This is a genomic window from Bacillus sp. Root920, assembly GCF_001429445.1.
GTDB lineage: Bacteria > Bacillota > Bacilli > Bacillales > Bacillaceae > Bacillus > Bacillus safensis.
On the sequence record NZ_LMJV01000009.1, the window covers coordinates 166,507 to 179,570 of the forward strand.

Here is a 13,064-nt window from a genome sequence, read left to right on the forward strand (position 1 = left end):
GTCCTTTTTTGCGTGGTATTTAAAAGATTGAAATGGCGCCTGTTAACAATGCAATAAGTGTTGTAAAAAGGGCAGTTAACACGGTCCATAGCAGTGCATATTTTTGCAAATCACCAATATCTTTGTTCAGCATACTGACAAGCAGCAGTGTTGAAGCTACAAGCGGACTCAGTAAGTGAACAGGCTGCCCTATGATAGAGGCACGTGCAATTTCCACCGGATCAATCCCATAAGCTGCGCCGGCTTCAGCCAAGATTGGCAGAACTCCAAAATAGTAAGCATCGTTTGAGAGCACAAATGTAAATGGCATACTCGTCAAAGCAACAATCAGCGGGAAAAATGAGCTGTAGGAATCCGGAATCATGTAAATGACCAAATTGGCAATGGACTCAACCATTTTTGTTCCAGAAAAAATCCCTGTGAAAATCCCTGCTGCAAATACAAGTGTGATAACCGTTAATGCGTTTCCTGCATGAGATAAAATTCGCTCGCGCTGATCTTCAACCTTTGGATAGTTGATCATCAGAGCGATGACAAATCCAATTAAGAAGAGTACAGGAATTGGGATGATATCCATGACGAGAGTGACCATGACAGCAATTGTTAAGAAGAAGTTAATCCAAATCAGATTCGGTCTCTTGATATCGGCTACTCCATCTTCAATTGACGCAGCCAATTCAGGAGAAATAGACGGCTCTTCTTTGTACTGAATCTCTGCAATCCCAATCCGTTTTCTTTCTTTTTTCCCAAGTACATAAGCAGTAAAAAGTATAAAAAGACCGCCTCCAACCATCGTTGGGAGTAATGGAATGAAAAATTCGCCTGCATCTAATCCAAGCGCCGCGATTGCACGAGTAGCTGGACCGCCCCATGGCGTCATTCCGCTCATAATTCCTAATGATAATAATGAAATTGTTCCTAAAATTAATGGGTTCATCCCAATTCTTAAGAAAAGTGGCAGCATAGCTGATACGGTAATCATGTACGTTGTTGTTCCATCACCATCTAATGCAACAAGCATAGACAAAATCGCTACCCCAAAAGCAATTTTGACAGGATCACCTTTTACAATACGTAGAATGAGTTTAATCAGAGGATCAAACAATCCAGCATCCAGCATGACACCGAAGAATAAAATCGCAAATAACAATAAAGCAGCTGATGGTGCAACAGTTTTCAGTCCATCAAGCATCATGTCCCCTAATCCTTTGTTAAAGCCGCCGATCAATGCAAATATGATAGGTACAACGGTTAGAGCCACCACCGGATGCATACGTTTTGTCATAATGAGAAATGTAAATGTCAAGACCATCAAGATCCCTAAAATAGCTAGCACTTTATATCCCTCCATCCTCTTCTTTACATGATCTGCAAGCGCCCCCTTGCACTTGCGATCTATATGTTAGCGCTTTCTATTTCAAGGATATAATAGCTTTTTTTATAATGAAAATATCGATTTTTTCGTATATTCAATAAATTTCTTTTATAATCAACCTTGCTGATTTCTTAAAAACTCAATGAACGCTTTCACCACAGACAAATGAAGTGAGTCTGGCTGGTACATGAGCCATGTATCTCTTAAAACAGGCTGTCCATCTTTATACGAAAGTCCTTTTACAAATAACTCATCACTTGGTCTGAGGCAAATTTCTGGGACAATGGCATAGCCTAAACCATGCTTCACCATCTCTTTTGATGTATCCTGACGGTCTGTCTCCATCGTGACAAGCGGAGGCATTGTGAATGTTTCCTGCCACCATCTGTTAATCAGCCGTTTTAATGAACTGTCTGTATGATAGTCAATGAGCGGCAGATTCGGGAGATCCTTTAGCTGAATTTCTGATTTTGAAATAATGCAAAGACGCTCTTTATCGAGCAAAAAACGCTCTCCATTCCAGTCATAATCACCTCTTAAAATCCCTAAATGCACACTTGATGTTCCTAATAAATCCATTACCTTTGTGCTCCAGCCTGTGTTGACCATAAATTGAACATGTGGATACTGCTTAGAAAATTCTTTTAATATTTCTGGCAGTTTATACTGGGCAAAGTTACTTGAGACCCCTAACCGAATCGTTCCTTTGACCTTTTTTTGCATATTGAGCATGCCATCTTTCGTTTGCTGCAGCTGTTTGAGCATGTCATTTGCGTATTTAGCCAAGTATTCGCCCTCTGATGTAAATTCAATTCCTCGTTTTCTTTTAAAGAAAAGTTTCATATCAAACTCCTCTTCAAGCTGTTTCAATCGATAGCTTAAGGCAGGCTGAGAGACAAATAATTTTTCTGCCGCTTTTGTGATGTTCTTTTCTTCATAAAGTACCTTTAAAAACCGCCAATCTTTTTCATCCATTGTATGCCCTCCTTTTTTACTAATTATAAAATATTTTTATTGATTTCTCTTAAAATAATGTATTTAACTTATTTCTTATTATACTTTACCATTTTGTTTAGATAAACAGTTAATTAAAAATTGAGGGTGAGAGTCATGAGAAAAGTTCCAATCACAATCATGCGAGGCGGTACAAGCAAAGGAGTATTCATTCACGCTGACAATGCACCATATGAACACGATGAGCTCGAGGCATTTCTATTAGACATTATGGGCAGTCCTGACCGGCTGCAGGTCGATGGGATCGGCGGCGGTAATTCTTTAACAAGTAAAGTGGCCATTATCGATAAAGCCACACGCCCGGATGTGGATGTGAACTATACATTTGCACAGGTCAGTATTAATGAGAGATATGTCGACTTTAAAGGAAACTGCGGGAACATCTCATCAGCCGTTGGACCATATGCGATCATTAAAGGACTTGTTCAAGCAGTTGAGCCCATTACGACTGTACGTATCCTCAATACCAATACAAATAAAGTCATTACGGCAGAGGTCGAAGTTGAAAATGGGGAAGTAAAATTTGAAGGACAGGCAGAAATTCCAGGCGTAAAAGGAACTGGTTCTCCCATTTATTTATCCTTTGAGAAACCTGAAGGAGCTGTCACAGGTAAAACCTATCCGACTGGAAACAAAATTGATACGATTCAAACAAAGTTTGGTGAGATTCCAATCTCGATCGTTGACATTGCAAATCCAATTGCCTTTATTCGTGCGAAAGATATTCAATTAAAAGGAACTGAATTACCTGAAGAGTTTACAGACGAATTACTGGATGATTTAGAAGAAATTCGTTCCCTCGCTGCTGAAATGTGTCACTTTGCACCAAAAGAAATGGCCACATTACAGTCTCCAGCTGTTCCAAAGCTTGCGCTCATTAGCGAGCCTGCTGATTATGTAGATACAAATGGAATCTTGAGACGAGCAGAAGATATGGACATCATCGTTCGTATGCTATCGATGCAACGACCGCACCAAGCACTTGCCATTACCGGTTCTGTCTGCGTGACGGCCAGCTGTTTCTTGGATGAAACGCTTCCTTCTCAGCTGTTCCAAGGTCAAGATGACACCCTTCGTATTGGGCATCCTGCCGGGATTATGCAAACGGAAATTGACATCTCTCAAAACAGAGTCAAAGTCATTCGAACTGCAAGAGAAATTCTAGACGGAGTTGTTTTCACAAAACAAGACTATGTGATTCAGCCTCATATTAAAAGAGAAGCTTAAAGCAGACGATGTTCTCGTCTGCTTTTTTTAATGCTGTAGCGGTGCATCTATATCTCCGGCAGAATGAGCTTTTATTTGCCCTTTCTCATTTTTTAGCTGGAGATGACCGTAGCGGTTGACTCCGCAGCAAATGCCCTCTTCCCATGTTTGTTTTTCACGGTCTAACGAGATCCGCAGCGGTTTATGAAGACGATATAACCGTTTGTTATAGAGGGAAGTGAGTGCTTCAAACCCTTCATTCTTCCAGCGTGTATGATATTTTTCAAAAGCGGCGGCAAGTTCCTTCACAAGCTGATCGGCTTTTACCTCTGTAAGCTCTGATAGGCAAATGGTTTTGTACGGAACATGCTCCGGCTTTGTCTTCACATTGATGCCAACCCCGATATAAATGGCGGTACGGTCCGCTTCAATCAATGTGCCTGATACCTTTGCTTCATTGATGAGAATATCATTTGGCCATTTGATCGCCAGCTGATCCTCAGCCCTTATGAGAGGTTTGAGTACATCGTAGATCGCTAGTGCCGTCAGCGGAGCAATCGTTGACTGGGTGGAGAGTTCTTCTGGCGGCAAAACCGTCATGGTCAAAGCGACATTCCCTGCAGGCGTTTCCCACGGCCTGCCTAGCCTGCCTCTTCCTTCTGTCTGCTGATGTGCATAGACAGCAAATGAAGGTTTTTCTCCTTGCTGAATGAGCCTTTTCGCTTCATTATTTGTACTATCAATGGTGTCATATTGAAAAATCTTCATGTGTTCTCCTTTTGTTCTTCTTGATATGATCTTTTTATTATAACAAAATGAAGCTTACACGTTGCTGAGGCTGCATGCTACCCATTTCGCTGAGCTTGAAATGTCTCTTTTTCTTCCTCTGTAAATGGGACAGATGCGCCTGTTTCTTTATTAATTTGCACCATGGTGACTGAGCCTGTAAAGCATGGTTCCTGCTGCTCGTTTTCTCCTAAATAATGAAGGATAAGTGAGCTTGATCCGACTTTTTCCGGCTTTACATACACACGAAGCCGCTCCCCAATCTCCACCTGTTTGATGTAATCACATTGCAGATTTGCCACGACTGTAATCGTCTCTCTCACACGTTTCATTCGTTTATCCACAATTCCTGTTTTTTGAAAAAAGGCAATCCGTGCTTCTTCAAAATAGACAAAAGGGGTGACATTGTTCATATGGCCGAACATATCCGTTTCTGAAAAACGGACAGTCGTTTCGACATAAAATCGAAAGGATGCTCTCCATTCTTCAAATGGTTCCTCAATATATGATGGAAGTCTCACTTCATCATCTCCTTATTCATCAATAAACGCCCCTCCCATATTGGAAGAGGCGTTTATTTTGTGTTCCATCCAGCCTCTTGTAAACACTCATCATGATTGGCAAAGAGGACTGAATGTGATGTTATTCTGCGTGATCGCTTCCGAAGAAGTTACGGAAAGCTTGTAATGTTGTATCTCGGTTAAGTGCTGCAATTGACGTTGTCAGCGGGATTCCTTTCGGACAAGCCTGCACACAGTTTTGAGAGTTCCCGCAGTTCGCAAGACCGCCGTCTCCCATAATTTCTTCTAGACGGTCAGACTTATTCATCGCACCTGTCGGATGTGCGTTAAATAGACGAACTTGCGAAAGCGGAGCAGGGCCCATAAAGGAAGACTTATCATTTACGTTTGGACAAGCTTCAAGGCAGACACCACATGTCATACATTTAGAAAGTTCATACGCCCATTGACGTTTTTTCTCAGGCATTCTTGGTCCAGGTCCAAGATCATATGTGCCATCGATCGGCACCCATGCTTTTACTTTTTTCAAGGAGTTGAACATGCGGCTTCTATCAACCTGCAAGTCTCTCACGACCGGGAATGTCTTCATCGGCTGAAGACGGATCGGCTGATCTAACTGGTCAATCAAGGCTGTACATGACTGGCGTGGTTTTCCATTAATGACCATAGAACAAGCTCCGCACACCTCTTCAAGACAGTTCATGTCCCAGTTGATCGCCGTTGTTTTTTCACCTTGTTTATTGACCGGATTACGTCTAATTTCCATGAGTGCGGAAATGACGTTCATATTTGGGCGGTAAGGGATTTCGAATTCCTCATCATAAGGCTTTCCATCTGCAGTATCTTGACGTGTGATAATGAATTGAATTGTGTTTTTTTCACTCATCTTATTTCTCCACCTTTTTCTTCGAGTAATCTCGTTTACGAGGTGCAATTAACGATACATCGACGTCCTCATAGTGGAATGCAGGCTTTTGATTTTTCCCTTTGAACGTAGCCATCGTTGTTTTAAGGAATTCTTCATCGTTTCTTTCTGGGAATTCCGGTTTATAGTGTGCGCCTCGGCTTTCATTCCGGTTATATGCCCCGATCGTAATGACTCTTGCCAGTTGTAGCATGTTGTCAAGCTGACGCGTGAAGGCAGCGCCTTGGTTGCTCCATGATGCGGTATCATTGATGTTGATCTTCTTGTAGCGCTCCATTAGTTCTTCGATCTTCTGATCTGTTTTTAAGAGTTTGTCATTGTAACGAACCACTGTAACGTTATCCGTCATCCATTCACCAAGCTCTTTATGAAGCACGTACGCATTTTCTGTTCCGTCCATGCTGAGGATGTTGTCCCATTTCTCCTGCTCTTTCTTCACGGCGCTGTCAAATAGTGCAGAAGAAAGGTCTTCCGCAGATTTTTCTAGACCGCTAATGTACTTCACCGCATTTGGTCCAGCGACCATTCCGCCGTAAATCGCAGAAAGAAGTGAGTTTGCACCAAGTCTGTTTCCGCCGTGCATCGAGTAATCACATTCTCCGGCAGCGAATAGACCTTTGATATTCGTCATTTGATCATAATCGACCCATAATCCGCCCATAGAGTAATGAACAGCTGGGAAGATTTTCATCGGCAGCTTACGCGGGTCGTCACCCATGAATTTTTCATAGATTTCAATGATTCCGCCAAGCTTAATATCAAGCTCTTTTGGATCTTTGTGAGAAAGATCCAGATATACCATGTTCTCTCCGTTGATGCCAAGCTTTTGCTCGACACATACGTCAAAGATTTCACGCGTTGCGATGTCACGTGGTACAAGGTTCCCGTATGCTGGGTATTTTTCTTCAAGGAAGTACCAAGGCTTCCCGTCTTTATATGTCCAAACACGTCCGCCTTCACCACGAGCCGATTCACTCATAAGACGAAGCTTGTCATCTCCTGGGATCGCTGTTGGGTGAATTTGAATGAATTCTCCATTTGCATAATGTGCACCTTGCTGATAGACGATAGATGCTGCAGATCCAGTGTTAATCATGGAGTTTGTTGATTTACCGAACACGATTCCAGGACCGCCTGTTGCCATGATGACTGCATCTGATCGGAAGGATTCAATTTCCATTGTCGTCAAGTTCTGCGCGACAATCCCGCGGCATACTTCCTCGTCATCTAAAACAGCGCCAAGGAATTCCCAGCCTTCATATTTCGTGACAAGTCCTGCTACTTCATAGCGGCGAACCTGCTCATCCAGTGCGTATAATAGTTGCTGGCCTGTTGTAGCTCCAGCAAACGCTGTACGGTGGTGCTGTGTTCCCCCGAAGCGGCGGAAGTCCAATAATCCCTCTGGTGTTCTATTAAACATAACACCCATACGATCAAGTAAGTGGATAATGGACGGTGCTGCTTCACACATTGCCTTTACTGGCGGCTGGTTGGCTAAGAAATCTCCGCCGTATACTGTGTCATCAAAATGCTCATAAGGTGAATCCCCTTCACCTTTTGTATTGACCGCTCCGTTGATTCCGCCCTGTGCACATACAGAATGCGAACGTTTCACAGGTACGATTGAAAATAGTTGAACAGCTGTTCCCGCTTCTGCTGCTTTAATAGTTGCCATGAGACCAGCTAAGCCGCCTCCGACAACGATGATGCTAGAATTACTCATTGTAGCCCCTCTCCCTCTTCTACTAATCTATTTCCTCTTAAACAAAAGCGAAAATTGCTCTTAGCCCTACATATGAAAGCGCTATAAATATACCTAATGTCACATATGTGGAGATTCGTTGTGAGCGTGGTGAAACGGTAATTCCCCAGCTGACAGCAAATGACCACAAGCCATTAGCAAAGTGGAAAATAGTAGATAAAACGCCGACAATATAGAAGCCTAGCATAAATGGAGAGCTTAAAATATTCGCCATCATGTCATAGTTGACTTCAGCTCCAAGCTGAGCTTGAATTCGTGTTTCCCATACGTGCCAAGAGACAAAAATCAATGTGATAATACCTGAAATCCTTTGCAATCTGAACAGCCAGTTTCTTAAGTAACTGAAGCGAGACGTGTTGTTTTGTGCCGTAAAGGCTATGTACACCCCATAAACAGCATGATAGATCAGTGGTAAGAAAATCACGAACAGCTCAAGTGCATATCTGAAAGGAAGCTGTTCCATAAAGTGTGCAGCTTTGTTAAACGCCTCTGGTCCATTTGTCGCAAAGTGGTTAACCACTAAGTGCTGTATTAAAAATAGACCGACCGGAATGACGCCAAGCAAAGAATGCAATCTCCGATAAAAAAATTCTTTGTTCCCCGACATTACTTTACCCCCTAGTAAAAAAAGTGCAATTGCTTGAAAATTGTCTTACCCCCGCTTCTTTCAATTGTAAGCACTTTATTCAAATTTATTGACAATTTCATTTTACTCCTATGTCAAAAAAGCGTCAAGAAACCGCGTACATAAATTAAAATTTTCCGAAATTTAAAAGTTTTAAATCAAAATTCGTTTTACTACAATAAGAATTTCTTAGACTTCAGGGAAAACTCTGTCATCATATGCCCACATAAGCTATAATAAATTGTTGAAAGAGGGGAGCCGTACAATGAATAAATTCGAATCTAACTTAGAACAGCTAAAAGAAATTGAAGTCAATGGATTTGCCTACGAGCTGATACGCGAAGTTCTGCTGCCTGATATTCTTGGTCAGGACCATTCATCTATGATGTATTTTGCGGGTAAACTGCTTGCTCGTAAATTTCCTCAAGAGTCATGGGAAAAGATCCCCGAATTTTTCCATGATGCCGGATGGGGGACTCTCACGATGGTCCATTCGAAAAAACAGGAAATTGAGTTTGAGCTCGAAGGTCCACTAGTATCAAATCGACTCACCTATCAAAAGGAGCCATGCTTTCAGATGGAAGCGGGTTTTATTGCTGAACAAATTCAGCTTCTGAATGAGCACGTGGCTGAATCCTACGAACAAGTGAAAAAGCGTGCTGAGAAAGTCATTTTAACCGTTAAATGGGATTTAAGAGACCCTAGCTAATACTCTTGATAAAAGGCGCGGACTTCAGGTCACGCCTTTTTTATATGTCTACATCTATCATAGCATACTTAATGAATGGGTTTACGCCCGTTTCAGCCGTTTCCATATAGAAAAAAGAGGCGACCCTCTTTCGTGAGATCACCTCTTTACCTTTTTAAGAGTGAGCAGCGGCGCTCACCTTTGATAAATCAAACGCGTCATGCAGCGCTTCAACCGCTTTGACCATATCATCACGGCCAACGACCGTTGAGACTTTGATTTCAGACGTACTGACCATTTTCACTTGAATATCTTTTTGCGCTAACACAGCAAACATTTCAGCAGCTACCCCTGGATTTGAGACCATTCCAGATCCCACGATGGATACTTTCGCTAATTTGCTTTCTGTCTCAATCTGTTCGTAGCCAAGCGCCCCTTTATATTCTTCTAATACTTCAACTGTTTTGGACAAATCATCCGTTTTGACAGAGAAAGAGATCGACGTCTGATTGGTGCTTGTGGCAGACTGAATGATGATATCGACATTGATATTCTGTTTCGCAAGCGTCGTAAAAATGGTCGATAATGTTGTTAAACCGCTTGAAAGCCCGCACACTGTCACACGTGTAATCTGATCTTCAAATGCAATGCCTCTGACAACTAAGTTTTGTTCCATGGATGATTCCTCCTCAATTAACGTACCCGATTCATTTTCAATACTAGAACGGACTTCTAGCGGGACTTGATAATTTTTCGCAAATTCAACAGCTCTTGGATGCAGAACCCCAGCTCCTAGATTAGCCAGCTCAAGCATCTCATCGTATGAAATGCCTGCAAGTTTACGCGCAGATGATACATAACGCGGATCTGTCGTAAACACTCCTGGTACGTCTGTGTATATATCACATTTATCAGCTTTTAGTGCGGCAGCCAGTGCCACAGCTGTTGTATCTGATCCGCCGCGGCCAAGAGTTGTGATATGTAAGTCATCTGCAATTCCTTGGAAGCCTGCCACAACAACGACTTTCCCCGCACTTAATTCCTCTTTTATTCTTGATTCATCAATGTCCACGATTCTTGCATTTCCGTGTACATGCTCTGTTTTCATACCAGCCTGCCAGCCTGTAAAGGAAATGGCATCATAGCCTCTTCTTTGGAGCGCCATCGCTAATAATGAAATGGTCACCTGCTCACCCGTTGCGAGCAGCATATCCATTTCTCTTTTGCTTGGATCGTCTGTGAGTTCTTTCGCTAGGTCTACTAGAACATCCGTTGATTTGCCCATCGCTGATACAACCACAACCACATCATGTCCTGCCTCGCGTTCAGCGATCACTCTCTCTGCGGCATTACGAATTTTTTCTGTCGACCCAACGGAAGTTCCGCCAAATTTTTGTACAATTAGTCCCATGTCTACCACCCTTTTTCAAAAGTTCACGTGTGAGAGAAGAGGCAGCTTGGAGACTGTCCGCTCACTGCAAATAAAAAAGCAATGAGAGAACAAATCTCCCATTGCTTTAAAATCATCATTAAACGATGCAAACAATGAGATAGCCCTCCAAGAAATGAATTCTTGACAGCCCTACATTTCTTCAATGTACAGCCAGCAAATAAAATGAGTGGATTTTATTCACTTCGGCGACGCTCCCCTTTCAGCCCTCTTCTTAGATCCCATCGATCTCCGAAGGCTTACTCTTGAAGTTCGCACCTCTATCTTCAACAAACAACACGTTCATTTATTAAATTAGTCACATCTTAACAGACTTTTGGTAAAAGTACAATCTATTTTTTTAATGCTTCCATTAAAAGTTCAGCCGTCTGTTTCGGAATACCGGCCTCCTGAAAGTCTTGGATAGAGGCTTCTTTCATCTTTTTCACAGAGCCAAAATGTTTGAGGAGCTGCTTTTTACGCTTCTCTCCGATACCTGGTACATCGTCTAAAATAGACTGGAATGCATTTTTTCCGCGCAGCTGCCGGTGAAAGCTGATGGCGAACCGGTGCACTTCATCTTGGATGCGCTGCAATAAGTAAAAGGCCTGACTATTTCTCTCCAGCGCAACAATTTCAAGTGTATCTCCCATCATGAGATTTGAAGTCCGGTGTTTTTCATCTTTTACAAGACCTGCGACTGGGACAGACAGATTCAATTCATTTTCAAGCACATCGATGGCTGCGTTGATCTGTCCTTTTCCTCCGTCAATTAAAATTAAATCTGGCAGCGGCAGTTCATCCTTTAACACACGGGTATATCGTCTTCTAATGACTTCACGCATGGATGCATAATCATCTGGCCCTGAGACGGTTTTTATTTTGTATTTTCGGTATTCCTTTTTATAGGGTTTCCCGTCCTGAAAGACGACCATGGCAGAAACCGGGTCTGCTCCTTGAATATTGGAGTTATCAAATGCCTCGATTCTGTATGGCATATAAATATTAAGCGCATCCCCGAGCTGCTTCACCGCACCAATTGTCCGCTCTTCATCACGCTCAATGAGCGAAAATTTTTCTTTTAAGGCGATTTTGGCATTTTGATGCGCAAGTAAAAGCAGATCCTTTTTCTTTCCTTTTTTCGGCTGGTGAACGTTCGTCTCAAGTAATTGCTCAATCATCTCTTGATCAACACTGTCCGGCACCAGAATTTCCTTCGGCAGAAAATGGTTGTTCTTTTCATAAAATTGCCCCATAAACGTGAGGAATTCCTCCTCAGGGTCCTGATACATTGGAAAAAGGCTCACATCACGTTCAATCAATTTCCCCTGTCTGATAAAGAAGACTTGGACACACATCCAGCCTTTATCATAGGCATAGGCAAAGACATCTCGATCTGATAAATCACTCATCGTCATTTTCTGTTTTTCCATCGTTGAGTCGATATATGCGATTTGGTCTCTCAGTTCTTTTGCCCGTTCAAACTCTAAATTTTCAGCGGCTTCCTGCATCTTTTCGGTGAGTTCTTTTTTGATTTGCTGATGTCCTCCGTTTAGAAACCTTGTGATTTCGTCCACGAGCTGCTTATTCGTTTCCTCGGAAATGTCATACACACATGGCGCAAGACATTGTCCAAGATGATAATAAAGACAGACGCGGTCAGGAAGGGTAGCGCATTTTCTCAGTGGATATAAGCGGTCGAGCAGCTTTTTTGTTTCTCGAGCTGCTTGTACGTTTGGGTATGGACCGAAATATTTTCCTTTGTCCTTTTTTACATTGCGGGTGACGATCAGCTTAGGATGGCGTTCATTCGTAATTTTTATAAAAGGATACGTCTTGTCATCCTTGAGCATGACATTGTATTTTGGGTCATATTTTTTGATTAAATTCAGCTCTAAAATAAGCGCCTCAATATTAGAAGAGGTGACAATGTATTCAAAGTCTTCAATTTCACTGACAAGCCGCTGCGTTTTGGCGTCATGTGATCCAGTGAAATAAGAGCGCACCCTGTTTTTTAAAACCTTTGCTTTTCCTACATAAATGATCGTATTTTGTCTATCTTTCATTAAGTAACAGCCTGGTTGATCCGGCAGGACTGACAGCTTTTCTTTGATTAATTTGTTCATATTTTCATCCGTCCTTGTTTTCCTCTTTCACTCCTTCTAGTGTATCACGAACATTTGTTTTATACCATGTTGAAAGAAAAGCGGCCCTCGTCTTTACGAGAACCGCTTCAATGATTATGCCGCTTGGACATAGATCGGTTTATAGATGTTTGTTGACAAGTTCAGCAAGGGCTTCTTTTGGTTTGAAACCAACAGAAGTTTCTACAACTTCACCGTCTTTTAAAACAAGAAGTGTTGGGATACTCATAACGCCGTATTTACCAGCAGTTTCTTGGTTATCGTCTACATCAATTTTTACGATTTTCATTTTGTCGCCCATTTCTTGATCAAGTTCTTCAAGAACTGGAGCAATCATTTTACAAGGTCCACACCATGGTGCCCAAAAGTCTGCAAGAACAACACCTTCTGCAGTTTCTTGTGAAAATGTTGCGTCAGTAGCTTTTACGATTGCCATTATTCATTCCTCCAATGTAAATTATGCTTTTTAGTATAGCATCTACCAATGTGACTTGCGAATGAAATGCTTACGAATCATTTTTTAGGAAATGAATTAAAAAACAAACCGTATAATCGCACCAATAACAACAATCGCACCGATGATCATTAG

General features: G+C 42.1%; 12 protein-coding genes and 1 riboswitch. Of the genes, 2 read left to right on the forward strand and 10 right to left on the reverse strand.

Annotation, left to right across the window (positions count from 1 at the left end; genetic code table 11):
* Window positions 1-19 precede the first annotated feature (19 nt).
* Window positions 20-1,336 carry a CitMHS family transporter gene (locus ASE42_RS15980; protein ID WP_025092462.1) on the reverse strand — a complete coding sequence of 439 codons (1,317 nt, stop codon included), beginning with the start codon at window positions 1,334-1,336 and terminating at the stop codon, window positions 20-22.
* A 153-nt stretch (window positions 1,337-1,489) separates the two neighbouring features.
* On the reverse strand, window positions 1,490-2,350 hold the full coding sequence (locus ASE42_RS15985) for a LysR family transcriptional regulator (RefSeq protein WP_024423208.1): 861 nt from the start codon (window positions 2,348-2,350) through the stop codon (window positions 1,490-1,492).
* Between the two features lie 135 nt (window positions 2,351-2,485).
* Between ASE42_RS15985 and ASE42_RS15990 the strand changes: the two genes are divergently transcribed.
* Window positions 2,486-3,616, forward strand: a complete 1,131-nt coding sequence (locus ASE42_RS15990; RefSeq protein WP_024427166.1) for a 2-methylaconitate cis-trans isomerase PrpF family protein — start codon at window positions 2,486-2,488, stop codon at window positions 3,614-3,616.
* 27 nt (window positions 3,617-3,643) lie between these two features.
* Here ASE42_RS15990 and ASE42_RS15995 read toward each other — a convergent pair whose 3' ends face one another.
* The 5 genes from ASE42_RS15995 to ASE42_RS16015 all read right to left on the reverse strand — a co-directional run bounded on the left by ASE42_RS15995 (window position 3,644) and on the right by ASE42_RS16015 (window position 8,196).
* Complete coding sequence (locus tag ASE42_RS15995) at window positions 3,644-4,363, reverse strand: biotin--[acetyl-CoA-carboxylase] ligase (RefSeq protein ID WP_056768071.1); 720 nt, start codon at window positions 4,361-4,363, stop codon at window positions 3,644-3,646.
* 77 nt (window positions 4,364-4,440) lie between these two features.
* On the reverse strand, window positions 4,441-4,902 hold the full coding sequence (locus tag ASE42_RS16000; RefSeq protein WP_056768074.1) for an acyl-CoA thioesterase: 462 nt from the start codon (window positions 4,900-4,902) through the stop codon (window positions 4,441-4,443).
* A 121-nt stretch (window positions 4,903-5,023) separates the two neighbouring features.
* Complete coding sequence (gene sdhB, locus ASE42_RS16005) at window positions 5,024-5,788, reverse strand: succinate dehydrogenase iron-sulfur subunit (protein WP_046311996.1); 765 nt, start codon at window positions 5,786-5,788, stop codon at window positions 5,024-5,026.
* Between the two features lies 1 nt (window position 5,789).
* A complete protein-coding gene (gene sdhA, locus ASE42_RS16010; RefSeq protein WP_034279746.1) occupies window positions 5,790-7,550 on the reverse strand; it encodes a succinate dehydrogenase flavoprotein subunit in 1,761 nt (586 codons plus the stop codon).
* 37 nt (window positions 7,551-7,587) lie between these two features.
* Window positions 7,588-8,196: a succinate dehydrogenase cytochrome b558 subunit gene (locus ASE42_RS16015; protein ID WP_024423213.1), complete on the reverse strand. Its 609-nt coding sequence runs from the start codon at window positions 8,194-8,196 to the stop codon at window positions 7,588-7,590.
* Window positions 8,197-8,479: 283 nt separating this feature from the next.
* Between ASE42_RS16015 and ASE42_RS16020 the strand changes: the two genes are divergently transcribed.
* The gene (locus tag ASE42_RS16020; protein WP_024423214.1) at window positions 8,480-8,923 is read left to right on the forward strand and encodes a YslB family protein; all 444 of its coding nucleotides are present in this window, start codon (window positions 8,480-8,482) and stop codon (window positions 8,921-8,923) included.
* Between the two features lie 154 nt (window positions 8,924-9,077).
* On the opposite strand, the gene ASE42_RS16025 is transcribed toward ASE42_RS16020, so the two are convergent.
* The 3 genes from ASE42_RS16025 to trxA all read right to left on the reverse strand — a co-directional run bounded on the left by ASE42_RS16025 (window position 9,078) and on the right by trxA (window position 12,911).
* The gene (locus tag ASE42_RS16025; RefSeq protein ID WP_044335318.1) at window positions 9,078-10,313 is read right to left on the reverse strand and encodes an aspartate kinase; all 1,236 of its coding nucleotides are present in this window, start codon (window positions 10,311-10,313) and stop codon (window positions 9,078-9,080) included.
* Between the two features lie 132 nt (window positions 10,314-10,445).
* Window positions 10,446-10,623: riboswitch (Lysine riboswitch) on the reverse strand.
* Between the two features lie 61 nt (window positions 10,624-10,684).
* On the reverse strand, window positions 10,685-12,457 hold the full coding sequence (uvrC, locus tag ASE42_RS16030) for an excinuclease ABC subunit UvrC (protein ID WP_024423216.1): 1,773 nt from the start codon (window positions 12,455-12,457) through the stop codon (window positions 10,685-10,687).
* A 139-nt stretch (window positions 12,458-12,596) separates the two neighbouring features.
* On the reverse strand, window positions 12,597-12,911 hold the full coding sequence (gene trxA, locus ASE42_RS16035) for a thioredoxin (RefSeq protein WP_007501629.1): 315 nt from the start codon (window positions 12,909-12,911) through the stop codon (window positions 12,597-12,599).
* Between the last annotated feature and the right edge of the window lie 153 nt (window positions 12,912-13,064).

Bases quoted from the DNA above. Each gene is read 5' to 3' on its own strand.
- uvrC (WP_024423216.1), bottom strand. From the start codon at position 12,457: ATGAACAAATTAATCAAAGAAAAGCTGTCAGTCCTGCCGGATCAACCA.
- ASE42_RS16025 (WP_044335318.1), bottom strand. From the start codon at position 10,313: ATGGGACTAATTGTACAAAAATTTGGCGGAACTTCCGTTGGGTCGACA.
- ASE42_RS16020 (WP_024423214.1), top strand. From the start codon at position 8,480: ATGAATAAATTCGAATCTAACTTAGAACAGCTAAAAGAAATTGAAGTC.
- ASE42_RS16015 (WP_024423213.1), bottom strand. From the start codon at position 8,196: ATGTCGGGGAACAAAGAATTTTTTTATCGGAGATTGCATTCTTTGCTT.
- trxA (WP_007501629.1), bottom strand. From the start codon at position 12,911: ATGGCAATCGTAAAAGCTACTGACGCAACATTTTCACAAGAAACTGCA.
- sdhB (WP_046311996.1), bottom strand. From the start codon at position 5,788: ATGAGTGAAAAAAACACAATTCAATTCATTATCACACGTCAAGATACT.
- ASE42_RS15990 (WP_024427166.1), top strand. From the start codon at position 2,486: ATGAGAAAAGTTCCAATCACAATCATGCGAGGCGGTACAAGCAAAGGA.
- ASE42_RS15995 (WP_056768071.1), bottom strand. From the start codon at position 4,363: ATGAAGATTTTTCAATATGACACCATTGATAGTACAAATAATGAAGCG.
- sdhA (WP_034279746.1), bottom strand. From the start codon at position 7,550: ATGAGTAATTCTAGCATCATCGTTGTCGGAGGCGGCTTAGCTGGTCTC.
- ASE42_RS15985 (WP_024423208.1), bottom strand. From the start codon at position 2,350: ATGGATGAAAAAGATTGGCGGTTTTTAAAGGTACTTTATGAAGAAAAG.